Source organism: Hydrogenispora ethanolica, from assembly GCF_004340685.1.
GTDB lineage: Bacteria > Bacillota > UBA4882 > UBA8346 > UBA8346 > Hydrogenispora > Hydrogenispora ethanolica.
In genome coordinates this window covers 39,841-64,778 of the sequence record NZ_SLUN01000006.1, presented here as the reverse complement: position 1 = coordinate 64,778, position 24,938 = coordinate 39,841, and the positions used below count along the sequence as shown (strand labels likewise).

Here is a 24,938-nt window from a genome sequence, read left to right as displayed (position 1 = left end):
AATGAAACGTGAACTAGAATAGTTCCAATAAGCATTTCCTGTTAAAATAAACATTTTTGTTCTTGTTATATCAAAAATCAATGCATTCAACACGGAATACATTTATTTTTAATAATTTTCATCAATCTTAAAATCATAACAACAGTAATCTATTTATCCTTTTGGCGTTCATATTCTTGAAGACCAAGCTTAAATATTTTTAATGCCATGTTCGCATCCGAACGATCTTCTTCTACGGCATATTTATGGAATATCTCGTAAATATCTAATGATAAACTTAAGGCTACTCTTTTATTTACCTCGGTATTAATCGGCATATAATTTACCTCCAAGTTTTTGGTGTACACTATAAAACAAGGTGTACAATTTAATCGAAAGTGTGTTATAATAATTTTGAGGTGGTCAAATGGTATCTTAAAGTATTCAAAATTAAATGCACTAAAAACAAAACAAAGCACTTGATACCCAAGCTCCCCAGCCGTTTACCAAGTGCCAATTTTCAAGCCTTGAACAAGGCTCTGGTTTCTTGTTGCCCAATTTCAATATTAGCACAAAGTGTACACCTCGTCAATAGTTAACACAATTATTATTAAAAAGGAGCTGATTATAATGAACAACGTTTTTGATCCCAGTAAAGAGGCACAATTAATGGACATGTGGGACAACCAGGAGATCCAGGTTCTACAGGATGAGCTACTACAGTTTGTTTCTGAAGAGCGCAAGCAGATGTTTGAGGAAATACTGGCGGAGTATGCTGTACTTATTCAAGACACAACCGTTAATTTAAAGCCATAATTCACGATTAAGTATACAAAATCAAAGTCAGTATATTAATGCTCCTATTTTTTGTAGGGGCTTTTTTCTTTTCATTAGCGTTTTATGAATATCCATCTGATATAAGTAATTATAACGAATTCAATGAACCTAAGACATTTTATAAAGTTTATTCAATTTGTAGGTAAAGGAGAACTAATTATGCAAATGATTGAAGTTGATAAACTTATTCCCCATCCTGACAATAATAAATTTTTTGATGACATTAGCGGTGATAATTGGACAGAATTTCTTGAATCAATTAAAACTTCTGGAGTAATTGAACCAATTGTAATTACCCAAGACAAAGTTATTGTATCGGGCCATCAGCGCGTGCGGGCTTGTAAGGAATTAAATATTACTGAGATCCCAGCTAGGGTTCAAATTTATGATGATAATGAAAGATGGAGCAAAGATGATGTAATTCTCAAAAATCTGCTTGAAACAAACTTGCGTCAGCGTGGCATTGGTAATACAAATGCGGTTAAACTGGCAAGATGTATTGCGGAGCTGGAAAGGTTGTATGGGATTAAGGAAGGAAGGCCAGAAAAACTACCGGATAATTCGGTAGTTAAAAATCAGGTTGATTTAGCAAATGAATTAAATGTATCAATAGATCAATTACAAAATTATAAACGTTTACTTACCCTTGATAGATTGAAAGGGGAGCTGAGGAAGAAGGAAAAAATAAGGGCAAGGTTGATATCCCCTGCCCTATTAAATCAAACTTTAAAGGTGATCATTCCATTTTCCCATTCAATTGGATAATCACCGTCTTTAAGCTCAATGTCAAAATACTTCAGAAAACGCTTGATCATTATGGCTTTTGATGAGGAACCCATAATCTTTATAGAACTTTCGTCCTCTTTACAGGTTTCGATACCAATTCTCCCTTGTTCTTTATCATAATCTGACTATCAATTTTGCTCAGGAATATCTTTCTTACAGAACGTATGTTTGATATAATTGAATCAAACAAACGTTCGGAGGGAAAAATCATGGCTACACAAGAACCAATAAATATACTGCAATTCCAAGAAAGATTTAATAGCGAAGAAGCTTGTCACCAATATTCCCGAATTACAAGATCTCGTTGAAAAAGATCGTCTCTCCCCTACTATTGGATATAAAGTTTTATCAAAATTATCTAAGTCAGAATAATGAATTTGATGATTAATTATAACATTTTTAGTATAGTATAATAATTCTTTTTTGTTATCCTAATTGCTAATGTTTTTAGGCTTCCTTGAATTAGCTCTATAGCTATCAATAATATTTATATTTAAAAATTGATAAAATGATGCCGAAGGCATGAAGGTTTTCCTTCGCTCCCGACTTACGCAGCGGGCGAGTGCTTGCGGAAAAATCACTGCTCGCACTCATGGATAGTTCAATTATTAAATTATGGTTCTCTATATTTTAATTCCCATTATTTTACATACCACAATTTATGAAAGAAATTTATATATATAAATTCATTACAGATTTTGTGGTATTTCAAGATCATTATCAATTGATATAACTTCCCAAAATCTTATACTTTTCTTCTGACCCTCATTAATAAGTCTACTTGATGTTTTGGAAATAATGATATAAGGAATCCGATTAGCTTCAAAATAAGCATTGAACTGCCTAATAGATTTCTGAATGCGACCAAGTTTATCTTTCAGTCCAATTATATCAATCAATTCTTTTTGTTCATTCTTATATAACCTTTTTCCAATAACACTTTCTAAATATTCCTCTAAATTATTTACTTTTTCAATATTTATCACTTCTTTTATCCAATTTTCTTTTTCATATTTTAAATTTATCCATTTCAGTTGTTCACATATGAAAGCATCCTCACCCATCTCTTCAAATTGCTTAAGCATATACTCGCAAAACATTTTATGCTTGAGCATTATTAGATAACCTATTTCATTTAATTGCCAACCATCTTTATCTTTATAAAACAAATTTTTATATTTACCCAATTCATCAATTTTTGTGTCAAATCTCCTGTCAAATTTATTCCGATTTTCTCTCCATAAACCAACTAAACTCTCTGCTGGATTGTAATTATCATATATTAACGTACTAAATGTCTTCTTATATCGAGCCATAATATATAAATTAATATTTTGAGCTTCTTTAATATCGATTCGTTTACGTCCTAACATTTGGATAAAATCAACTTTGTCCAATGCTATAATTACTATATTAGTAAGTAATGAATCGTTGATGTTGATGCCATTATCAATAACTTTTGTCGCAATTAAACATTTACATTCAAATCGATTATTAATAATTATATTGTCCAACTCATCTTTATCCATTTGACTAGCATATTGATTATATTCAGAACATATAAATTTACTTCCTTTAATTTTTCCATTTATTTCTTTAGCTTTATTTAGATTATTAATAAAAATTAGCCATTTATTCCCACTATTATCATTATTAATAGTTGTAATGATATCTTCGTATTTATTAAAATAATATGCATTTATGTAGCTATAATCTATTCCTGTAGTATAGTTATATATTTTGCGTTCTGAATCTGCGTATATTTCCTCTAATAAAGGTTCTTTTATATAATCCATTGTGGCACTTACTAATATAGTGATACAGTTCTTATTACACTGCTTAAGATAATCTCGGTAGAAAAACACTGTTTCATTTGCAAAGCTTGCATCTTGGACAATATAATGAGCCTCATCTAGAACTATATAATCGAAATTCAAATATCTTGTATAAACATCATTGTAATTTAATTGATGTCTTTCATTAAGTAAATAGTATTGTATTTTTTGATAACTCGTTATTGTTATGTTACCTATCTCTTCCAAACTGTCTAATACATCAAATTCATTATAATTCATTTCTATATTTTGTTTTCTAGCTACATCTATCTTCATTTGCCTTTTAAGATTAATTCGATTACAGATATATAGTATTCTTTTTCCATTATTAATAGCATGTTCTAATAATTTAGTTTTAATAAATTCAGTTTTTCCCGTGCCTGTTTGAGCCTCTATTCTTATAACTGCACCATTTGTCCAATTCTTATAATCCTCTCCAATTGTTTCACTTACCCATTTTAGATTAAGTTTCATGCCATTGTCCACCAATCATTATGTTGAGTAGAGACTGATTGTCCAACAACATGGAAACCATAATCTTCTAGTTTTTCTTCAGTATCATCCCATCCATCTTCAATTTGCTTTTCTTCGGTTCTTGCAATACGCTTTGCTTCTACATTCTTTTTTGTGGTTTTTTTAACTTGAAGTTCTTCTATACGTTTATTAGCTTCTTGCAGGTATAAAGGAACAATCTCTTGAGAATTGAATAATTGTCCAAAATCCCCTATACTCAACTCCTTAGTTACAATTAACCGTAATTTATCGATCGCTCTATTCTTAATTTTACAAACGGCAGAAACAGTAGTGACTCTCTTTTTTGGATTAGGTCTGTCTTTAGTTATATATTTAAGCTTTTCAGCTATTTCTTGCTCTGTTTCACCAACTATGAAATAATAGAAAATTACAAACCGTTCATTCCATGGTAATTGTTTTAATATATTGATGATAAGTTCACGAATAGCATGTTTTTCTGCAAAATCTTTATTATCAGAAAGACAATCAAAAAAGTTAACTATATCTTCATCATCATTCTTCTGGTGTATTATATATTCATGACTGTTATGTTCTATACGCATTACTTTGTTAACCGCAGACCAAAGAAATTTTCTAATATACCCACAAAAAATCTTTTCTGCCTCTTCGAAATCCCAATTTTCATGTGGATATTTGTACTCTTCAATAAGTATTTTTAATTTACTAATACATATATCTTCAATCTCTTCCTGATTATAAGTAAACTTTCGTTTTATATTCCCAATCTGCGCCTTTGCTTGCCTTGAATAAATGATATAGTCAAGTACATCATAATCATGTTCCCGAACATATTTGTATAAATAATAGCCCAACCGATGCTTCTCAATTTTCTCCATATTATTCCTCCAAATTTTTCTCCCTTATTTTTGGCAATAGAAAATCCTAGCCGACAAAACCCTTCTTATCGGAATGATTAAAACTATCAAGTTAGACCCGATCAGGACAATAAAAGTAAGTCTGATTGGGTAAAAGTCGCCCTCCTTTCTGATAGCTATTTTGGTAAATCGTAATTTCTCTCAGGGTTAATTCTGCTATGTAAAGAATATTACTCCCCAAAAGAAAACGAAAACCGACAACCAACCAAATGCGGTTGGATTTGTCGGTGTTTTTTACCACTGATGACATTATATCACAGAATTTTAAAAAAGTCAAGAAAAATATAGAAAATTCATTGACAATTATATTATTATAGTATATAATTAAATATTTATATTCATATATAATATTAATAGTTAGCTATATTAAATAAATGTGTTTAGCTTTCTGTCCCTTGTTACCTAAAATTATTAAATTTTGAAAGTTAAAATTTGCTTTTACAAGCAGCTTTACCTTACTGATCGTTGATGCCAATTTCGATAATTATTCGATAATAATGAATAAAAATTTATCCCATTTATATGGGTTTTCCTCTTTAATTATTGAAATGTATCACAATAGATATTTAGTTACATTTATTTTTTAAAAGACTACCTGGTAAATCTAATTTTATTCATTTGAATGATAATTACCGCTCACATAATGTATCTCAATGTATTGATATCGTACATTTATTGTGGTATAATTTAGATATTAAAGGAGTGATCTTAATGGAAATTGTACAACCTATTAAAGACATGAGCAAAATTGAAGAATTAAAAAGTATCTTACGCGGAAATTCAATGCGTGATTATTTACTTTTTGTGCTTGGAATTAATACTGGCTTTCGAATCAGCGATATTCTTAATCTTACTGTCCAAGATGTCAGAAACAAAACCCATATTTGCATTCGAGAGCAAAAAACTAATAAAGAAAAACGTGCTTTAATAAATCCAAGATTAAAAGCTGAAATTGACAATTATATAAATGATGCGGATGAAAATGCATATCTTTTTATAAGTCAAAAGGGTGAAAATAAACCTATTTCAAGAGTTCAAGCATACCGGATTCTCAATGATGCAGCAGCATCTTTAGGATTAAGTGAAATAGGTACACACACACTTCGAAAAACCTTTGGTTATTGGCATTACCAAAAGCATAATGACGTTGCCTTACTGCAAAAATTGTTTAACCATTCTGCTCCATCGGTAACACTTCGATATATTGGTATTGATCAAGACATGATGGATGAATCTATGAAGGATTTCTTCCTATAATTTTGTAGATGACTATTCATTAAAACCTTGTAAAAACTTTATTTAGCCGGTTCTTTAGTATGGGGGTATGTTTAATCATAGATACCTTTCTTCTCCCAAACAGCTCAAGGTCTTCCACTCTCTCATTCTGACCTCAACTATACCGGGGGTACTTTTAAATCAAAGCACCCATCTCTCAGAACCTATAACAGCCATAAACGTTTTTTAAGTTCCCAAATATTAATCTAAAAAAATTTTATGATTATCGTCAAATTTTTCCTTTGAAAATGGTATTAAAGATGAAAAGATAAATAATCAATTTTTCCCTAATAATATTTGGATGGGACTAGCTACATCCAATAGCATTGCTTTGATTTCTGTTAACCACATCCTCCAAAGTCCAATTTCTTATTACCTAATGGGAATCATTTGAGATTCCTCATTTTTTTTACACAAACCGAATAGCGATCTCAGGAGATTGTATCAAAACGAGATCGCTATTTATTTTTGGTTTTTTTATCATTACTCAGTAATGAAAGGAGGTGGAAAAATGTCAAGACAATTCCAGAACATAACATTTTCTATTGACCCAATCGGGGATCACAAACTGCTCACTTGGCTAAATTCAATACCTACTCGCGAGCGATCCGTAACGATTCGCCAAATTTTAAGACAATGCCAGAAAGGAAGTGACTTAAGTGTACAAATTTGAAGATGATGAAGATTATTATAGTTTATATGATAAAAAATTGATTAATTTATGTAAGTGTAGTCAATTTTTTGATCAGTTTGAAAAATTTTCAACAAACAGTATTGATAATTATGAATACAGCGGAGATTGACATCTTCCGTCTTATTTTTAATAATTAGGGATAATAAAGGAAAGATAGACGGACGTTGGTGGGAATGAGATGAGTAACTTTTAAATTGGATCAACCTTAAAGGTTGCACCTGTTCGCAATATTGCGAAAGGTGTTTGATCTCACTTGGATTCATATATAGTTAGCGAAGAAATTTGTTTATTAACAAGAAAAAAGGCAAATGAACTAAAGAAGATTTATAGCGGCTTCAATACACAAAAAAGTACAGTTTTAAATAAAGCAAACACAACCTATTATTACGGTAACATTGGCGAATTGTGGTTGTGTGAATACTTAAAAGAAAAAGCTATTGACTTCTACTATCTCAATAATGATTTACAGGATGATACTACCGGTGATGATGGAGATATGGTTATTCAGGGCAAAAAATGTAATGTAAAGCTACAAATCTTTAAATCCGGGATTCCAAATGAAAATTGGAAACTCAATTTAAATTATAAAGATTACAAAGAGGATAAAGAAAAAGGAATCGAACAGTACTGGTTCCTCTTATATAATCCAAACACAAATCAAGTTTATTTTGCTGGTTATACCGAATATGATGAAGTTCCTAATATAGCAACATTTTACGAAGCAGGCGCAAAAGACTATTGCCATTGGCCTATGTATTGTATAGAGATTAATAAATTAAAGAAATTAAAAGGAGATAAAAAAATATGATCTATGTACGATTAAAACCGGGAATTATTGAATCGCCGAAATATGGAAAGATAATCTATCCAGGCGAAACTTATACATCTATTGAAGATAAATTTAAAGATTTGGTAGAAAATGATGAAAGGTTAGAAGTATTGACTCAAGATGAAATGAATGCGTTAAACATTCAACAAGAAGCAAGAATTAAGCAGTTTGCTAAACTTCACCCAAAAAAGTTGAAGAAGGAATTAGAAAAAATTACGGATATCAAGTTTCTTAAAAGTGCAATGCAGCTTTGCATTGATGCTGAAAATGACGATAATACACAGTTAGTTTTGGATAGAATTAACGAATTAAAATATGGAATACCAGCAATTGAAACTGGTAAACCAAAGTATTTTGTGATTTAAACGCGAGTTAAAATTAAATATCTATCCAAAGAGGAGAGGCTTTGATAGCTCTCCTCTATTGCTATCAATTTTTGGAGGATAATGAGGAAGGAAGGAATTGTTTTATATGGAACAATGGGAGGAATATTTAAATCTTTATTTAAAACACAAAAAATCCTTAAAGTTAGCCCCGAGAACTATCAGCGATGCTCAATATCATGTTACTAACCTCTTCAAGGGTAAGAGTGTTGATTTTCATGATTTTCGGTTCTTAAGGAAACTCGTGATTGAATATTTTGCGGATAACGACAACATTAGTCCGGTAACCTTCAATACTAGAAGAAAAAATCTAAATACGTTTTTCAATTGGCTTGTTTCTGAAGAAATCATAGAAAAAAGCCCAACGAAATCGATTAAAAAAGCAAGAGAAGATAGAACGCCGAGACATACCTCATCGGATGTTATTACAATGATACTCAAGGCTTGTAATTGTTCAACTTATGAAGGTTTAAGAGACTATATTTGTATTGCTCTAAGTTACGATACTGGAATTCGACCTTCAGAAATGGAATTGCTGCCTTATTCATGTTTTGACTTAGAAAAAAATGAATTAACTATACCAGCTAATATTGCGAAAACTAGAATATCAAGAACTTTGCCCTTTAATGAAAAGTTAGTTCCGTTAATTGAACAGTTACATCAATACCAGTTAGATGATAATTGGGACGAAAATATACCGTTTTTCTCGAATAAAAATAAAACGCCTTTGAATCGGTTTTCATGGCGTAGAAGGCTTATGATTTATTCCAATCTTATTGGAGTCAAAATTACTCCTTATATGATCCGTCACTCCGCTGCTATAGCAATGATTCGTAATAACGCTAATGCTTTTCATGTTCAGTCAATGCTCGGACATACGAATTTGAATACTACCAAAATATACATTAGTTTAGCTACGTCAGACTTAAAGGAAGTTCATGCTTTGACTTCACCGTTGGATAAAGTGATTTAGGGAATAAAATTTTTTCTAAATCGTATGTAAAATATGGTAAAGTAAAATCTACATGGTAGTTTAATTTACTTAAGGTAAGGTGTAAAGATGGAAAACTATATTGCTTTACTTCTGTTAATTATTCCTGGTTTTATTGCAAGAAGTGTTTTTGAATGTTTAACTTATGAAATGAAAAAAGAAAGCGAACAAGGTGTATTAATAACATCTCTAATATATAACATTTTTATCTTGTTTCTCAACTACTTATTAGGATTTATTTTTGGTCTAATTAATAATGATGAATTAATTAACATTAGTAAAAGATTTTCTTCAATATCTTTTGTTATGGTTTATATTGGAATTACTTTATTGAACAGCTTTTTAGTTGCTTGGTTATGGTATCGTTTATCTCCAAAAGCTGTGGAATTCATAAACTCCATTCGTAAATCCGAAAGAAAAAACAAGATTTCACCAACAGAATCTGTATTATCATCACTATTCAACAATAATGAAAGGCAATTAATAACTATAGAAAAAAATAGGGAAATTATTGCGAGTGGTATAGTTAAAAAAATCGGCATATCAAACGGAGAGATTAAAGAACTCTGGTTAGTTGGTGGGAAAAATTTCGATTCAATAAGGAATAAGCAAAAAATACTGTTTAATGAGATTAAAGGAACTTATGTTAATTTAGACAATGATATTATTATTACCGAGTATAAAATAGATATTGAGAAATTAAAAGCAAACATCAAAAATAAGAATACTCACTCATCTGACTCATCATCTTGATCGGCTAATTGTTGTAGTATGTCCTCAAGATCTTTGGTGTCTTTTTCGTGCATGCTTTCACCAATAGCAATTTTCCATTCAATATTATCGTTTGTATTATTTTTAGACATAGTATATACCTCCAATATTTTCATAGTGATTACATTTTATCATAATTTTTCTATTCAACAAACATTCTATTGTAAAATCATTTAAAAAAGGATCAATCCTATCACGGACCGATCCCTATCTACTAGAATATTTTTATATTTTTCGAACCCTATTTTTTCGAGTAACCAAAATATTAATTGGAGAAGCAAGAGAATGCTGTTGATGAAGGTCTTTCTCAGTTAAAGTGATATATCGGCGTGTCATTGTTAACGTTGTATGGCCCATGAGTTTTTGAAGATTAAACGCATTTCCGCCCAATCTGAGGAATATGGTTCCAAAAGAATGTCTTAGCGAATATGGAGTTACAGATACGCCAAGTTTTTCGCTATATTTTCTAAGCCGTCTGCTCCAAGAAAAACGCGTTAATGGTGTTCCCACCTCTGTACAAAATAACGGAACATTATCTCTCCAACTTGGATGCCTTACCGAATGTAGTTTTTTAACTACATCAACAGTGGTTACATTTAACGGCAAAGTTCGAGATATCCTCGTCTTGGCTATCTCTGCCGGAATATGTACTTCAAACGATTTTAAATTAAATTCTTTAATGGTTAGACCGAAAGCTTCTGATGGTCTTATCCCTGTATCCATTGTGAAAATGATTAAAGAATAGTCTCGGAGCCCACCAAACGTTTTTAAGTTAGGAAGCCTTAAAAGTTCTTGTAAAGTCACTTCATTAACGGCCCTTGGTTGCTCATCTTCTTTTCGTTTTTTAATTTCGTCCATTGGATTTTCGAGAATATAGCCTTGCTCCAATAACCAAGAAAAAAAGCACTTGAGCGACTTTCTACGGCTATTGAAAGTTATAGCCGATAATTTTGAACTGCTGACAAAGTATTTTTGTATTTCAAATCTCAAATTTTCGATATCTTTAAGGTCTACGTTTTTAGTTTTAAATAGATTAGAAATATGATACCGATAATCGTTAATCGTTCTATCAGCTAATCCTTGCGATTGTTTAAATAAAATGAATCTGTCGTAAACCTCTTCAAATGTTAAGTTCTTTTGTTTAATCGATCTTACTCGTTCCAAGAAAATTCCTCCTTTGTAAATTGGATTTTCCTTGGAGGTTACCGTACTGCTTGTTTTTCTACGTACGGTGACACGATTTTAAGGATTTAAGGTCACCGTCCTATCTATTTCTACGCGTTTTTCACGTAGAAAATAAAAAAACAAGGTTCATTAAAAACCTTGTTTAACTCACTTTTGGTAGTCCCAAGGGGATTCGAACCCCTGTCACCGCCGTGAAAGGGCGGTGTCCTAGGCCTCTAGACGATGGGACCGTTATGCAATGGATTTGAAAAATGGTGGGTCATCGGAGACTCGAACTCCGGACACCCTGATTAAAAGTCAGGTGCTCTACCGCCTGAGCTAATGACCCATTTCCTTGTTGCTGGCGGTTAAATCAGTCAGCTTTTATATATTACAACATTTTATATAGCCTGTCAACACTCTTTTCACTTACAATCCTTGCCAAATCGGCTTTTACCAAACCGGCTCGATCATGATCGTTTCATCGCGCCGCCAGCCCACCGAGACCATGGCGATCGGCGCCTGGGCCAGGTCGGAAATGTGGCTCAAATAATCGCGGGCCTTGGGCGGCAGATCATTCAGCTCCTTGGCCTGAGTGGTGTCGCAGAGCCAGCCCGGCAACTCCTGATAGACCGGGGTGCATTCGGCAAGCACCTTCAGACTGGCCGGGAACTCTTTGATGACGCTATTGCGATAGCGGTAGCCGGTGCAGATTTTGATCGTCTCCAGTTGATCCAGGACGTCAAGCTTCATGACGACCAAGGCGTTCACGCCGTTGATCCGCACCGAATACTCGGCGATCACGCCGTCGAACCAGCCGCAGCGGCGCGGCCGGCCGGTGGTGACGCCATACTCCCGGCCCCGGCCGTCCCGGAGCAACGATACCAAATCCTCCGGCAGCTCGGTGGGGAAAGGCCCCTCTCCCACCCGGGTCGAATAAGCCTTGACCACTCCGACCACTTTGCCGATGCGGGTCGGACCGACGCCGGTGCCGGCGCAGACGCCGCCGGACGAAGGCGATGAGGAACTGACGAACGGGAACGTGCCGTGATCAATGTCCAGCAAGGTGCCTTGCGCCCCTTCGAACAGCACTTTCCGGTTCTTCCGGATCATCTGGTTGATCAGCACCGAGGTGTCGGTGACCATCGGCCGCAGCGCTTCCGCGTAGCCGAGATACTCATCGAGAATGGCCTTTGTCTCAAAGCCGGGATGGCCGAAGAGCCGGTCCAGGGTTTTATTTTTGACTTCCAAAACATCGGTCAGGCGTTCGGTAAATTCCGCCTCGTCCAACAGATCGACCATACGGATCGCGTCGTACCGGGCATACTTGTCGACATAGGCCGGGCCGATGCCCCGGCCCGTCGTCCCGATCTTGCCCTTGGTCCGGCTGGCCTCGTCCAATTGGTCCAGGGCCGGATGGTACGGCATGATCACGTGGGCCCGGTCGCTGATTTTCAAACCGGATATATCGATGCCCCGGTCCTTCAGACCGGCTAATTCCTTCAATAACACGCCGGGGTTGATCACCACGCCGTTGCCGAGCACGCACTGGGTCCCGGGATAGAGAATCCCCGAGGGAACCAGATGCAGTTTGAATTCCTCGTCGCCAACCACGACCGTGTGGCCGGCATTGTTGCCGCCTTGATAACGGGCGACCAGATCGGCCTGGCTGGCCAGGAAATCGGTGATCTTCCCCTTTCCTTCGTCGCCCCATTGCAAACCAACTACCACTACCGTAGACATGGATGCACCTCCCGCACCACTCGATGGCTTTTCAGCGATTGGGGCGGATCCCCGTTCCCGGGCGGCCCGCCGGCCTCGCACCCCTTGATCCTATCACAAAGAATGGTATAATACAATTTAATAGATTTTATATTTTTCATAAATACCATTTATCGATGGGACGGGGAGAGCGGGATGGAACTTCAGCAATTACGATCCTTCCGGATGATCGCCGAATACAAAAGCTTCTCCAAGGCCGCCGCGGAACTCCACCTGACTCAGCCGGCGCTGACGGTGCAGATCAAGCGGCTCGAGGAGGAACTGGGCGAGCTGCTCATCGAGCGGCTGGGGCGCACCGTGGCGCTGACTCCGGCCGGCGAGGTCTTTTACGGCTTTGCCCAACAGATCCTGAATCTGACCGAGACGGCCCGGGAGACCATGCGCCAGTTTTCCACCAGCCGCGGCCGGCTGGCCATCGGCGCGGGGACCACCAACACCATCTTCCGGTTACCGCTTATTCTGCAACAATTCCACCAAAGTTATCCCCGGATCGAGCTGCGGATCCGCAACGGAGACTCGGAGCTGGTGACCAAATTGGTCTATGAGAACTCCATCGACCTGGGGCTGGTCACAACCCGGCCCAAAGCGCCGCTGCTCCAGTTTCTCACGGTCATTCCCATCTTCGAGGATCCGATCTGGCTGGTCGGCCCCACCGGGTACCCGGAATCCCTGAGCGCCGAGGCGCTCCAGTCCGAGCCGCTGGTCCTCTTCCGTTCCGGTTCCGGATTCCGCCGTTTTCTGGAGACCCAGTTTCAGTCCTACGGCTTCAAACCCCAGGTCGCCCTGGAACTAGAAAGCATGGAGGCCATCATCCGCCTGGTCCAGAGCGGCTTGGGCCTGGCCTTCCTGCCCGAGGTGGCGGTGCGGGAAGAGCTGCAATTGCAAAAACTGCGCCGGATTACCATCGCCGGCTGGCGGCCCATGGTCCGTCAGACCGATCTGATCTACCGCCGCGACAAATACCTGACCTGGCCGGTCCGGGCTTTTCTCCGCCAGGTGCTTGGAGAAAATTGGCAGGATCCGGCTGAATAATCGTCCCCGCCCCGGCCATACTAATGAACGAGAGACCGGCAGCGACGAGCGGTATGACCCGCCGCACGCGGATCACAGCTTCACCCCCAGGGTGACTGCTCACTTGCCTCGCCAAGCGAGTACCTGTTCGGATGAAGCTGCCGGCCTCTTCAAATAATTTCCCAGCGAATCGGTCCAGCAATGGGCCGATTCGTCTTTTTATCCCGTTCCGCTGCGGCATCCCTCCGGTGAAACCCGATCTTCAAAAAGCCGGGCCCTTAAGAAATTGAATCATCGGGAGCACTTTTTCCGGACTCGAAGGCGGTCCGGGTTTCCCGAAGCCTCGGGGCAGCTTCCCGGAGGTTTGGGGAAGCTTCCTCAAGGCTTGTCGATGCTTCCCGAAGCCTTCGTCCTCTTTCCCGAAGGTTTGTGGAACCATCCCGAAGGTTCGGTCCTTGATCCCGGAGCCTCCGGGATGGTTCCCGAAGGCTCCGGGATGCTAGGATGATCTTTCGGGAAGAAAGGATCAGAAGATCCTATGAAAGGATCATGGGATCCCTTACAAGGATGAAGACCATCCCTAACAAGGATCATGGCATACCTTACAAGGATCAAAGGATCCTTTGAAAGGATCGCGGCATACCTTACAAGGATGGCTTTCATCCTAACAAGGATGATGAATATCCTAGTTGGACGAAAGACCATACCTGACATGAGACCGCAGCCCCGGGTCGGACCGGCACGGCGTCCGGCAGCCCGCAGCGCAAAAGCGGCTCCGGAAAGCCGCCGGAGCCGATGACAGGGTCGATTCTTTTCAGGCCGGAACCGTTTCTCCAGACCCGCTTTTCTTCGGGCTGTATCCACCCGAAATATCGCAGCCATGGGACGCTTCCACGGCTCAGGGCAGGTACTTCCGGGGATCGACCGGTACGCCTTTGACGCGGACTTCAAAATGAATATGCGGGCCGGTCGACAGGCCGGTGCTCCCGGAGTAGGCGATCACATCCCCCTGCTGGACCCGCTGGCCGACGCGGACCAGGAGCCGCGAATTATGCCCGTAACAAGTGGAGATGCCGTTGCCGTGATCGATGGCGACAAAATAGCCGTAACCGCCCTGCCAGCCGCTGACCAGCACCACTCCGCCGTCCGCCGCATGGACCGGCGTGCCGGTGGGCACCGCAATATCTTCGCCATTATGAAAACGCTTGGTTTTTAAGATGGGATGGTAACGCCAGCCGAAGATGTCGGAGATTCGGCCCCGCGCCGGCCAGATGAATTTGCCGCTGCCCAGCGTTCCGCCGGTGCTCCGCTGCTGCTGGCGGCGGATCTGTTCCTCGATCTGCCGCGAGGTCGCTTCATACTCCGCCAGCGCCTTTTCCAGCCGCGCCCGGTCCGCCTGGATCTTCTGCAGCTCTTCCTTGGTGGAGTCAACCTTGGCGGCGATCTCCTGCTGTTTCTGGGATACTTGCTCTTTTAGCGTGGTGACCTGTTGAAACTCCTTCGCCACCTGCACCGTTTTGGTCTCGACCCGCCGCTGTTCTTTCTGAACCGCCGCTTTGGCGGATTCCAGCCGGTCGAGGGCGGACAGGTCATTCCGGACGATATAGGCAAACATCGAAAACCTGGACAGCAGGTCGGCGAAGTCCCGCGCCTCCAGGAGAATTCGCAGGTAGTTTTGGGGGCCGTATTTGTACATCGCCACCAGTCTCCGGTTCAACTGGGCTTGCCGCTCGTCGCGGTCCTGTTCCAGCTGCTTCACATTCTGCTGCAATCCGGCCAGTTGCCGTTTGGACAGTTCATATTGATTCTGAACCTGGGAAAGCTGCGTCTGAACCTGGCGGTAATTCTGCTTCACCTGCTCCAGATTCTGTTGGTGGGTGAAAAGATTGCTCATCACGGAGCGTTCTTTCTTTTTCTTGTTGACGATCTCGGTCTGGGTCTTCTGAATGAGTTGTTTCAACTCGCGCTGACGGCTGGTTTCCGCCCCCCAAACGCGCGAAGGCAGCGCCGCCGCGCTGAAACTCACGATCAATAACAGCAGAGTGACCTTGCGGATGGTTTTCAGCAAAAAAAAGACCCCCTGACATAGGGATCTTCGACATAATCGGGGTGCTTCCTTTAGCATTATTTGAAACTTCTCTGGCATTTACTGGTCGAGCGACGGCTCTCCCCACGCTCCGGGCAGCCCCTCTTCCTCCTCTTCTCGCTCCCCACCGGTCTTTTGCGACCGGAACTGCGTATAATACAGCTTGGCGTAGAGACCGCCCCGCGCCAGCAATTCGTCGTGGGTCCCTATCTCGACGATTTTGCCCTTCTCCAACACCACGATCCGGTCCGCGCTGCGGATCGTCGATAAGCGGTGCGCAATCACGAAGCAGGTCCGGTCCTTCATCAAACGCTGCAAGGCCTCCTGCACCAGCACCTCGGATTGGGTGTCCAAGGCGGAGGTGGCTTCGTCCAGAATCAGGATCCGCGGATCGCGCAAGAGGGCCCGGGCGATGGCCACCCGTTGCCGTTGCCCGCCGGAGAGGGTCGCTCCCCGCGAGCCGACCCGGGTCTGGTACCCCTCCGGCAACTGCTGGACGAATTCGGCGACATTGGCCGCCCGGGCCGCCGCCTCGATCTCCTCGGGCGAGGCGCCGATCCTTCCGTAGCCGATATTCTCGGCGATCGTGCCCCGGAAAAGAATGGTCTCCTGCGGCACGATCCCCATTTGCCGGCGGAAGCTGTCCAATTTTAACTCCTTGAGGTCCTGGCCGTCGATCAAAACCTTACCGGCCACCGGATCGTAAAACCGGGCGATCAGATTGACCATGGTGGTTTTCCCGGCGCCGCTGGGGCCCACGAAGGCGATGACCTCGCCGGGCCGGACCTCCAGATCGATATCCCGTAGCACCAGGGATTCGGGATCGTAGCCGAAGCTGACATTCTCGAAACGGACGGCCCCCCGGATATCCGGCAGGTCGATGGGGTGCTCCGCCTCGACCACTTCCGACTGTTGATCGATGATCTCAAAGATCCGTTCCGCCGCGGCCAGGGCGCGCGGGATATTCGAATACACGCTGCTGATCTTGCGGATCGGACTGGCCATCAGGCTGATTAGAAAGGAAAAGGTGAAAAATTCGCCGGGAGTCAGTTTTTCGCCCAGAACCTGCGTGCCGGCGTAGGTCAGGAAGATCGCCAGCCCGATGGAGATCATAAAGTCAATGATCGGCGACAGCGCATTGCTGACCCGGATGCCGCGCATCGCCGCATCATAGCTGGAACGGGTTTCCCTTTTGAACCGCTGGACCTCGTATTCTTCCATGCCAAAGGCCTTGATGACCCGGATGCCGCTCAGGGTCTCCTCCAGAACCCCGGTGATGTCGGCGACCTTGTTCATGATATTGATATTCACCTTCCGCAACAAGCGGCTGAGGTAATTGACAGGCAGCGCCAAGAGCGGAACCACCAGGAAGAACAGCAGGATCAGTTTCCAATTCAGAATCAGTCCCCAGATAAAGCCCATGATCACCACCAGCGGCTCGAGCAGCATTTGGATAATGCCCGAGGCGAACAGGAAGTAGATGGCGTCGATGTCATTGATGATCCTGGAGATCAGCTGGCCGGTCTGTCCCGTTTGATGGCGTTCGAAATAACTGATGGACAGATTCTGCAGGTTCTCGTAGATCTCATTGCGCAACCGCATCAGGATCCGCTGGCTGACCGAGCCCAGCAAGTAGCCCTGGGCATACTTGAAGATCCCCGATAACACATAGACCAGGATAATGACGACCGGGATGATATAGATCGTATAAAACTGCGGCAGAAGGGTCAGGCCTTGGCTTTTGGCGGCCGCCGCGTTCGTTTCGACCACGATATAGGCGCGCAGCGGCCCGAAATCCGGCCGCAGATGCGCTTGCAGCTCGTCCACCATCTGGACGGGGTCGCCGGCGATGTTCTTGGGGACCCGGATCCGTTCGGTGACGGAGGCGCCCTCCAGCTTGCTGGAGACGACCTGAACCCCGTATTTCTCCTCCCGCTCCAAGAGCTTGCGGCGTTCCGCCGCGCTCCAGGGCGCTTGTTTGGTCAAAATGACGGTGAATTCCTTGTAGTCGCCGGCGTTCTTCTTTTGCCAAGTGATGCTGAGCGGAAGCCCCCGGGTGCGGTAGAAGATGGCGTCGGTCAAGCGCCCCATCAACCAGGCGTCGGCCAAAGTCAGGCCGGATACGATGATCGAGACCAGCACCACGACTGCCAGACGACTTTTAAAGGGCAATAAATAACGGATGATGCGGTGAAATTTCAAATTGGATTAGCTCCTCTCGACGGCCCAAACTATCGAAGTGAAACGAAAGATCGGTCTCATCGGTTCCGTTTAACAGCTTTCGCGATTCATCAGTTCGACCCATTTTCCTTCAGGCATTTCCAGTCCGGCAGGAACAGCCGAAAAATGGGATTGAAATCATTGATTCGAACTTGTCTAACTACAGTTTAACTAAATAATTTTATCATAACCAATTTCTTTTGTTAAACCCATTCTCGCGATCGGAGCTAAATTTAACGTTAGGAAACGCTTCCGCCGCGAACCCGATGTCCGCGGCGCAATCTCAAAAGCCGCTCTTTTCCCGTCGCTGGCGCCGGCAAAAAGTTAAAAATTCTTGGCCGCCACCAGGGCTACCCCGGTTCCCGCCAAGTCCTCCTTCAACACCTGGCCGATGCGGATCGGCGGCTGCGGCCGCAATGTTTTGACCTCCGCCATGGCCGCGAACAGTTTCTCCTTGGGAATCGGCCGCGCCGTCTTCACCGGCAAGGGTTGTTCCGCCCCGGCCACCGCGACCACGGCGGTCAGAACCCGCTGCGGCGCGATGGCTTCCTGCCGGGCATATTCAAGGCCCCGGCGGCAACCGTTGCCGGTCACCTCTACCGCAGTGCCGGTCACCTTGACCGTCATCCGGCAGCCCACCGGGCAAACAATGCAGGTCATCTCAGGCATGACTCGCCCCTCCTTCAATGCTGATTGAGAGATCCTCCCGGTATTCCTGGAGTTCCTTGGGGGTCAGAGTATAACGGATCGTTTCGCCGGGGGCCACCACCGGGAGTTTGGTCCGGTCGTTGTCCGCGACGCGCAAGATCCGGTTCCGCTCGGGAAAACGGGCGCGCACGTACAGAGTGGTCGGCCGGTCCGGCGCGATCTGTTGCGGCACCACCGAGCGGACATTCCGGCCGCCGCTCACCCGGATCATCGTGACCTTGGCCAATTGGCCCCGGATATACAGGGCAGCCGCGCCGCCCGCCATCCGGCTCTCCTCGGTGACGTCGTCGACCAGGTCGTGCACATGAACCACGTTGCCGCAGGCGAAGATCCCGGGGAGATTGGTCTGGTAATTGGAGTCGACCAGCGGCCCGCCGGTGGCCGGATCCAACTGTACTCCGGCGTTCACCGACAGTTCGTTCTCGGGAACCAGCCCCACCGACAGCACCAAGGTGTCGCAATCGATCGCAAAGCGCTGGTCACTGAGGGGCTGGAGCCGGTCGTCCACCGGCGCGACTTCGACCGCGCTGACCCGCTGTTCGCCGCGGATCCGGGTCACGGTATGGCTCAGATACAGCGGGATCTGGTAATCGTCCAAACATTGGACGATATTCCGTTGCAGCCCGCTGGAGTAGGGCAACAGTTCCAACACCGCCCGGACCTTGACCCCCTCCAGGGTCAGCCGGCGCGCCATGATCAGCCCGATGTCCCCGGAGCCGAGGATCACCGCCGTTTTGCCCGGGAGCAGTCCTTCGATATTCATCAGGCGTTGCACGGTTCCGGCGGTAAAGATTCCGGCCGGCCGGGAGCCCGGGATATTGATGGCGCCGCGCGGCCGCTCCCGGCAACCCATCGCCAGGATCACAGCCTTAGCACGATAGACTACCAGTCCGTCCCGGGGGTTGATCGCCACCACCCGGCGGTCAGCGGTCAACTCAATGACCATGGTGCCGGTCTTTAACTGAATCTGGGGATACTGGGCCAACGGTTCGATAAAACGCCAGGCGTACTCCGGGCCGGTCAACTCCTCCCCAAAATAGCGCAATCCAAAACCATTGTGGATACACTGCTGTAAAATGCCGCCCGGCTCCTCCAGCCGGTCGATCAGAATCACCTCGCCGACGCCGGCTTCGGCGGCGGCCAACGCGGCGGCCAGGCCGGCCGGCCCGGCCCCGATCACTACCAAGTCCGTGTCTTTCTCAAGCATCTTGCTTCGCCTCCTCGATCGATCTGAATCGTCCTGATATTTGCCCCCTCGGCCACGCCCGGGAGTGAGAAAGGGCTTTACTGCGTTCCGTCATGGGAGCCGAAGCTGCGCAACGGGCCCGTCAATAGCTGGCTTCCCGGACCTTTCTTGGTGATTGCCTCCGGCGGACAACCCAGTTCCTCGGCGAGGATCCGGAGCACTTTCGGAGTGCAGAAGCCACCCTGGCAACGCCCCATGCCGCTGCGGGTCCTCAGTTTGATCCCATCCACAGTGGTCGCGCCGCGCCGGATCGCCGCCCGGATCTCGGCCTCGCTGACCATCTCGCAACGGCAGACGATGTTGGCATATTGCGGATTCTCCCGGATCAATTCCGCTTGCCGCTCGCGGCTGAGCTCGCGCATCCGGACTAACGGCCGCCGCGGTTGGAAATCGAAACGGGTCGTCAAACGCAAGCCGCCCTCCTCCAACAATTGCTCCACATATTCGGCGATCGCCGGCGCCGCGGTCAAACCCGGCGAATTGATCCCCGCCAGATGAATCAGCCGCGGCGCGATCCTGGAACGTTCGATGATAAAGTCTTCCTGAGCGCTGGCGGCCCGCAACCCCGCGAAAGCGGTGATCAGATCCGACGGGTTCAGCGACGGGACCAGCGTGCGAACCTCCCGGAAGATCTCGGCCCACCCCGCCGCGGTCGTCTCCCGGTCGTGGTTGTCCGCCACCGGATGGGCGGTCGGCCCCAGCATAATATTGCCGTCGACCGTCGGAATCACCAGGATCCCTTTGGAGAGCGGCGTCGGCAGCGGAAAAACCGTCCGCCGGACCAAGCCTTCCAAGCGCCGGTCCAGCAGGTACTCCTCACCTTTCACCGGATGGATGGCGAAGGATTCGTCCCCTACCATCCGGGCGATTGCGGCGCTGCCCAGGCCGGCGGCGTTCACCACATAAGCGGCGCGGAACGCTCCGCCGGTCGTTTCGACCAGAAAACCGTCGTCCTCCCGGCGTATCCCGGTCACCTCGGTATTCAGCCTTAACTCCAGGCCGTTGGCGACCGCGTTTTCGATCAGGGCGAACACCAGATCAAAGGGCACCACGATGCCGCCCGACGGGACCAGCAGGCCGCCGGCCAGATCGGGGGCGAGGTTCGGTTCCAACTGCAGGAGCTCGGCCGGGGTCAAGGGCGCGACCCCCGGTACCCCGTTCTGCCGGCCTTGAGCTACCAGCTCATCCAGGAGCGGCAGCTCCTCCGGCTGGCGGGCCACGACCAATGAGCCATTCTGCCGGTATAAAAAGTCCAGCTCCGCGGCGAGCGCCGGATACAACTGATTGCCGCGCACGCATAAGCGCGCCTTGAGCGTGCCCGGATGGTCGTGAATCCCCGAGTGGACAATGCCGCTGTTGGCTTTGGAAGTGCCGCAGGCAATATCGGCCTCCCGTTCAATCAGGATGACCCGCAATTCAAAACGGGAGAGCTGCCGGGCAACGGCCGCGCCGACCACTCCGGCGCCGATGATCAACACATCACACTGGCTTTGTAACATCCCTGGACCTCCTCCTCAAAATAAAAAAGACCGGTAGGCATGGCGACTCCTGTGCCATGCCTATCCGGTCCTCTCTGCGTCTCTGGACACGGTGCGTTAGGATATGAAAGATGATATCAATGGCGGTTCATACAATTCCGTTTTAGAGATCCCACAGCTCGGCCCGGCTGGTCGAAACGCCCACCGCGCCGACCCGGAGCAACTCAATGATCTCTTCCTTGGTCTTGATCATTCCTCCGGCAATGATCGGCACCTGGCAATGGGCCTTCATCTCCGTAATCGCCTTGGGGATCACCCCCGGCATCACCTCAATGAAGTCGGGATGATGGCTCTGGATGATCCGCAATCCGGTCTGGAGCGATAACGAATCCAGAATAAACAAGCGTTGGATGGTGACCAGGCCGAGATTCTTGGCGGACTGCACCAGGCTCGGCTTGGTGGTGATCACTCCCGTCGGCGCGATCTCTTCTTTCAAAAACTCCAAAGCCGCCTGGTCCTTGCTGAGGCCGGCCACCATCTCGATATGGACAAACGCCAGTTTCCCGTGCTCCTCGATGCGGCGCACCCTTTTTTTTAAGTTATTCAACATCGCATCGAGCAAAAAAATGGCATCCACCGGCGCCTCGAGCGCCTGATTCAGGCCCTGTTCGTCACGGACCGCCGCGATGATCGGTTGGGCTTCTAATAAATTGGCAAGCTGTTGTTCCATGCTGCAACTCCTTACTGAGGATTGGCAACCCTGGGGCCGGTTGCAACACGGCAGCTGGAGTTGCCGAGAATCTGATTCTCTATTGTATGCGCGAGCCGTGCCAGACATAACCCGTTTTCGGAATCATTCCGTTTTTCCGTTGCAGTTAGGCCCCGGCCCAGCCTCCCGAACGCTCCACCGCGCGCCGCCAGCCCGCCACCAGCCGCTCCCGTTCCGTTCCGGCCATGGCCGGCTGGAAATCGCGTTCCAATGTCACCAGTCCCGCCAGCTCTCCGGGATCGTTCCAGAAACCGACGGCCAGGCCGGCGATGAAGGCGGCGCCGGTCCCGGTCAACTCCAGCGAGCGGTTGCGACGAATCCCCAGATCGCAGATGTCCGCCTGAAATTGCAGCAGAAAATCGTTGGCCGCGGCACCGCCGTCCACCCGCAACTCGGCCGGCTTTCGTCCGACCGAAAGACTCATGCATTCCACCACTTCCAGCACTTGGTAGGCGATTCCTTCCAGGGCGGCCCGGACTAGTTGGGCGCGGGTCGTTCCCCGGGTCAGGCCGACGATGGTGCCCCGGGCGTAGGGATCCCAGTACGGAGCGCCGCTGCCGGTGAAGGCGGGCACGAAGTAAACGCCGCCGCTGTCGGGGACGGAGAGCGCCAGGGTTTGAGAGTCGGCGGCCCGCTGCAACAGGCCCAGCTCATCGCGCAACCATTGCACCACGGTTCCGCCGTTAAAGACGCTCCCTTCCAAAGCATAGGTCACCTGGCCGCCAAGCCCCCAGGCGATGGTGGCCAGCATCCCGTGTTGGGGCGGGGAAGGCGCCGTTCCGGTATTCATCAGCAGGAAGCACCCGGTGCCGTAGGTATTCTTCATCATCCCCGGCTGCAGGCACCCCTGGCCGAACAAAGCCGCCTGCTGGTCGCCCAATACTCCGGTGATCGGCAACGAAACGCCGGTCCAACGCGGATCGGTCCAACCGAAATCGCCGGCCGACGGCCGTACCTCCGGCAACAGGCTGGCGGGGACCCCGAACAATTCGAGCAACTCCGGGTCCCAGCGCAGCTCATGAATGTTGAAGAGCAGGGTTCGCGAGGCGTTCGAATAATCGGTGGCGTGGACCCGTCCTCCGGTCAACTGCCAGATCAGCCAGGAATCCACCGTTCCACAAGCCAGCTCTCCGCGCTCGGCCCGTTCGCGCAGCCCGGGACGGTTCTCCAACAGCCATTGCAGTTTGGTGGCGGAGAAATAGGGATCGAGCCGGAGTCCGGTTTTGGCGCGAATCGTGGCGCCATGGTCTTCCCTTTCCAGGCGGGCGCAAGCCTCGGCGGTCCGGCGGCATTGCCAGACGATGGCCGGATACACCGGCCGGCCGGTGTCCCGTTCCCACATCACAATGGTCTCCCGTTGATTGGTCAGGCCAATGGCCGCGACCGCGCCCTCTTTCAACCAGGGCAAAGCCATTATCTCGCGCAATCCGTTCCAGACGGTTTCCCGGATCAACTCCGGATCATGCTCCACCCAGCCGGGTTCCGGATAACTCTGGGGCAAGGGACAGTAATACTTGTGAGCGATTTGCCCGGCCCGGTCCAGCACAAGCATGGTCGTTCCCGTAGTGCCTTGATCGATGGCAATGATGTAACTTGCCGTCATTGGCTCTCCCTCCGTCCGATTCCGTGATATAAACCTGTATCCATGCCGATTGCATAACAAAAAACCGAAAACAAATAAACGTCTCCGGTCCTCTCATCATCTCTGGACGTGATTAGTCGCTGTCCTTATTATATATGAAAGGAGAAAAGCCTGTCAATATCGGTCCGCATTGGAACCCGATCTCTCACTGACCCCGTTCCTTTTTCATATATTAATCCGGTGCCATTTTACGACTTCAGCCAATCCGTAAGGAAGTGATGACGATGTCCATCCATAATCATTCCCTCTATCCCGAAGCCGACCCGCCCTGTCCGGCCGGTTCCGCCGCTCATACCGTCCGGGCCGGCGATACGTTTTATTCCATTGCGCAACGCCTGGGAACAACCGTGGCGGCGATTGCGGCGTTCAACCCCGGAGTGAATCCCAATGCGCTCCGCGTCGGCCAATCGCTCTGCGTGCCCGGAACCGGCGCCGGACCTTCGCCCGGGACCTGTTCCGGCACCCGTTATACGATCCGTTCCGGCGATACCTTCTACACGCTGGCGGCGCGCTACGGCGTCACGGTCCAGGCTATCACCGCGGCCAACCCCGGCGTGAACCCCAGCCGGCTGACGGTGGGCCAGACGATCTGCATCCCGGGAACCGCGCCGCAACAGCCGGCGCTGATTCCCACGCCCTTCTGTTCCTTGCTGCGACCCGTCCTAGCGGTGATACCCCCGGATGCCGACATTCCGATCGGCTCGGCCACCGTCCGTCAAGTGGCCATGAGTACCCGGGCCTATACCATTGCCGCCGCTCCCTTGCCTAACCCTTCCGCCTTCGGGGATTACGATTCCTATGCCGGAGTGCTGAGCCTGATCACGGATAACCCCGCGGCGCCCCGCGAAACCGTCACGATCCGGCTGGTCGCTTCGGGTTTCGGGGATCAGTTGATCACCTGGTCCGGCACTACCATCACCGCCTGGCCGCCGATTGTCGGCGATACTGCCGAGATCCGCCCGCTCAATACCGGGTCCGGCAGTCAAGGCTCGGCGCTGCTCCATGGCGATCTGCTTCCCTGCCAGGGGTAAAGGCGCGAAGCA

The 24,938-nt window shown here is 47.1% G+C and carries 23 protein-coding genes and 2 tRNA genes; 10 read left to right on the top strand and 15 right to left on the bottom strand.

What is annotated here, in order from left to right:
- Nucleotides 1–149 precede the first annotated feature (149 nt).
- Nucleotides 150–317, bottom strand: a complete 168-nt coding sequence (locus EDC14_RS26695; protein ID WP_165907860.1) for a hypothetical protein — start codon at nucleotides 315–317, stop codon at nucleotides 150–152.
- A gap of 292 nt (nucleotides 318–609) precedes the next feature.
- Between EDC14_RS26695 and EDC14_RS07015 the strand changes: the two genes are divergently transcribed.
- Together EDC14_RS07015 and EDC14_RS07010 are read left to right on the top strand one after the other, a co-directional pair.
- Nucleotides 610–795, top strand: a complete 186-nt coding sequence (locus tag EDC14_RS07015) for a hypothetical protein (RefSeq protein ID WP_132013557.1) — start codon at nucleotides 610–612, stop codon at nucleotides 793–795.
- A 180-nt stretch (nucleotides 796–975) separates the two neighbouring features.
- Nucleotides 976–1,581 carry a ParB/RepB/Spo0J family partition protein gene (locus EDC14_RS07010; RefSeq protein ID WP_165907859.1) on the top strand — a complete coding sequence of 202 codons (606 nt, stop codon included), beginning with the start codon at nucleotides 976–978 and terminating at the stop codon, nucleotides 1,579–1,581.
- Nucleotides 1,582–2,291: 710 nt separating this feature from the next.
- On the opposite strand, the gene EDC14_RS07005 is transcribed toward EDC14_RS07010, so the two are convergent.
- Entirely contained in the window at nucleotides 2,292–3,911 is a 1,620-nt protein-coding gene (locus EDC14_RS07005) for a DEAD/DEAH box helicase (RefSeq protein WP_132013555.1), read from the bottom strand.
- Nucleotides 3,908–4,807 (bottom strand): sigma-70 RNA polymerase sigma factor region 4 domain-containing protein, encoded by a 900-nt coding sequence (locus tag EDC14_RS07000; protein ID WP_132013554.1) that lies wholly within the window; start codon nucleotides 4,805–4,807, stop codon nucleotides 3,908–3,910. The genes EDC14_RS07005 and EDC14_RS07000 overlap by 4 nt, the downstream gene beginning before the upstream one ends.
- Before the next feature lie 750 nt (nucleotides 4,808–5,557).
- Between EDC14_RS07000 and EDC14_RS06995 the strand changes: the two genes are divergently transcribed.
- From EDC14_RS06995 to EDC14_RS06975, 6 genes are all read left to right on the top strand, one after another.
- A complete protein-coding gene (locus EDC14_RS06995) occupies nucleotides 5,558–6,103 on the top strand; it encodes a site-specific integrase (RefSeq protein WP_132013553.1) in 546 nt (181 codons plus the stop codon).
- A 677-nt stretch (nucleotides 6,104–6,780) separates the two neighbouring features.
- Nucleotides 6,781–6,924, top strand: coding sequence for a hypothetical protein (locus tag EDC14_RS26690; RefSeq protein ID WP_165907858.1), 144 nt, complete (start codon nucleotides 6,781–6,783; stop codon nucleotides 6,922–6,924).
- 144 nt (nucleotides 6,925–7,068) lie between these two features.
- Nucleotides 7,069–7,623, top strand: coding sequence for a hypothetical protein (locus EDC14_RS06990; RefSeq protein WP_132013552.1), 555 nt, complete (start codon nucleotides 7,069–7,071; stop codon nucleotides 7,621–7,623).
- Entirely contained in the window at nucleotides 7,620–8,009 is a 390-nt protein-coding gene (locus EDC14_RS06985; RefSeq protein WP_132013551.1) for a hypothetical protein, read from the top strand. The genes EDC14_RS06990 and EDC14_RS06985 overlap by 4 nt, the downstream gene beginning before the upstream one ends.
- A 106-nt stretch (nucleotides 8,010–8,115) precedes the next feature.
- A complete protein-coding gene (locus tag EDC14_RS06980; RefSeq protein ID WP_132013550.1) occupies nucleotides 8,116–9,000 on the top strand; it encodes a tyrosine-type recombinase/integrase in 885 nt (294 codons plus the stop codon).
- Between the two features lie 87 nt (nucleotides 9,001–9,087).
- The gene (locus EDC14_RS06975) at nucleotides 9,088–9,771 is read left to right on the top strand and encodes a hypothetical protein (protein ID WP_132013549.1); all 684 of its coding nucleotides are present in this window, start codon (nucleotides 9,088–9,090) and stop codon (nucleotides 9,769–9,771) included.
- Here EDC14_RS06975 and EDC14_RS27500 read toward each other — a convergent pair.
- The 5 genes from EDC14_RS27500 to EDC14_RS06955 all read right to left on the bottom strand — a co-directional run bounded on the left by EDC14_RS27500 (nucleotide 9,747) and on the right by EDC14_RS06955 (nucleotide 12,696).
- Nucleotides 9,747–9,881, bottom strand: a complete 135-nt coding sequence (locus EDC14_RS27500; RefSeq protein WP_279388737.1) for a hypothetical protein — start codon at nucleotides 9,879–9,881, stop codon at nucleotides 9,747–9,749. The two genes, EDC14_RS06975 and EDC14_RS27500, sit on opposite strands and share 25 nt — an antisense overlap.
- A gap of 133 nt (nucleotides 9,882–10,014) precedes the next feature.
- Entirely contained in the window at nucleotides 10,015–10,953 is a 939-nt protein-coding gene (locus EDC14_RS06970; RefSeq protein ID WP_243662841.1) for a tyrosine-type recombinase/integrase, read from the bottom strand.
- A gap of 175 nt (nucleotides 10,954–11,128) precedes the next feature.
- A tRNA-Glu gene (locus tag EDC14_RS06965) sits at nucleotides 11,129–11,204 on the bottom strand.
- A 22-nt stretch (nucleotides 11,205–11,226) separates the two neighbouring features.
- Nucleotides 11,227–11,302, bottom strand: a tRNA-Lys gene (locus EDC14_RS06960).
- Nucleotides 11,303–11,406: 104 nt separating this feature from the next.
- Complete coding sequence (locus EDC14_RS06955; protein ID WP_132013548.1) at nucleotides 11,407–12,696, bottom strand: adenylosuccinate synthase; 1,290 nt, start codon at nucleotides 12,694–12,696, stop codon at nucleotides 11,407–11,409.
- Nucleotides 12,697–12,870: 174 nt separating this feature from the next.
- On the opposite strand from EDC14_RS06955, the gene EDC14_RS06950 reads away from it, so the two are divergent.
- Entirely contained in the window at nucleotides 12,871–13,767 is an 897-nt protein-coding gene (locus EDC14_RS06950) for a LysR family transcriptional regulator (protein WP_132013547.1), read from the top strand.
- Between the two features lie 877 nt (nucleotides 13,768–14,644).
- Here EDC14_RS06950 and EDC14_RS06945 read toward each other — a convergent pair.
- From EDC14_RS06945 to glpK, 7 genes are all read right to left on the bottom strand, one after another.
- Nucleotides 14,645–15,814 carry a murein hydrolase activator EnvC family protein gene (locus tag EDC14_RS06945; protein WP_243662840.1) on the bottom strand — a complete coding sequence of 390 codons (1,170 nt, stop codon included), beginning with the start codon at nucleotides 15,812–15,814 and terminating at the stop codon, nucleotides 14,645–14,647.
- Nucleotides 15,815–15,892: 78 nt separating this feature from the next.
- On the bottom strand, nucleotides 15,893–18,034 hold the full coding sequence (locus EDC14_RS06940; RefSeq protein WP_132013546.1) for an ABC transporter ATP-binding protein: 2,142 nt from the start codon (nucleotides 18,032–18,034) through the stop codon (nucleotides 15,893–15,895).
- A gap of 342 nt (nucleotides 18,035–18,376) precedes the next feature.
- Nucleotides 18,377–18,721 carry a DUF1667 domain-containing protein gene (locus tag EDC14_RS06935; RefSeq protein WP_132013545.1) on the bottom strand — a complete coding sequence of 115 codons (345 nt, stop codon included), beginning with the start codon at nucleotides 18,719–18,721 and terminating at the stop codon, nucleotides 18,377–18,379.
- Complete coding sequence (locus tag EDC14_RS06930) at nucleotides 18,714–19,967, bottom strand: NAD(P)/FAD-dependent oxidoreductase (RefSeq protein WP_132013544.1); 1,254 nt, start codon at nucleotides 19,965–19,967, stop codon at nucleotides 18,714–18,716. Before EDC14_RS06930 ends, EDC14_RS06935 begins: the two co-directional genes overlap by 8 nt.
- Before the next feature lie 77 nt (nucleotides 19,968–20,044).
- A complete protein-coding gene (locus EDC14_RS06925; protein ID WP_132013543.1) occupies nucleotides 20,045–21,505 on the bottom strand; it encodes an NAD(P)/FAD-dependent oxidoreductase in 1,461 nt (486 codons plus the stop codon).
- Between the two features lie 142 nt (nucleotides 21,506–21,647).
- Nucleotides 21,648–22,214: a glycerol-3-phosphate responsive antiterminator gene (locus EDC14_RS06920; RefSeq protein WP_165907857.1), complete on the bottom strand. Its 567-nt coding sequence runs from the start codon at nucleotides 22,212–22,214 to the stop codon at nucleotides 21,648–21,650.
- A gap of 145 nt (nucleotides 22,215–22,359) precedes the next feature.
- A complete protein-coding gene (gene glpK, locus EDC14_RS06915; protein ID WP_132013541.1) occupies nucleotides 22,360–23,856 on the bottom strand; it encodes a glycerol kinase GlpK in 1,497 nt (498 codons plus the stop codon).
- A 263-nt stretch (nucleotides 23,857–24,119) separates the two neighbouring features.
- On the opposite strand from glpK, the gene EDC14_RS06910 reads away from it, so the two are divergent.
- Nucleotides 24,120–24,926, top strand: a complete 807-nt coding sequence (locus tag EDC14_RS06910) for a LysM peptidoglycan-binding domain-containing protein (RefSeq protein WP_132013540.1) — start codon at nucleotides 24,120–24,122, stop codon at nucleotides 24,924–24,926.
- Nucleotides 24,927–24,938 lie beyond the last annotated feature (12 nt).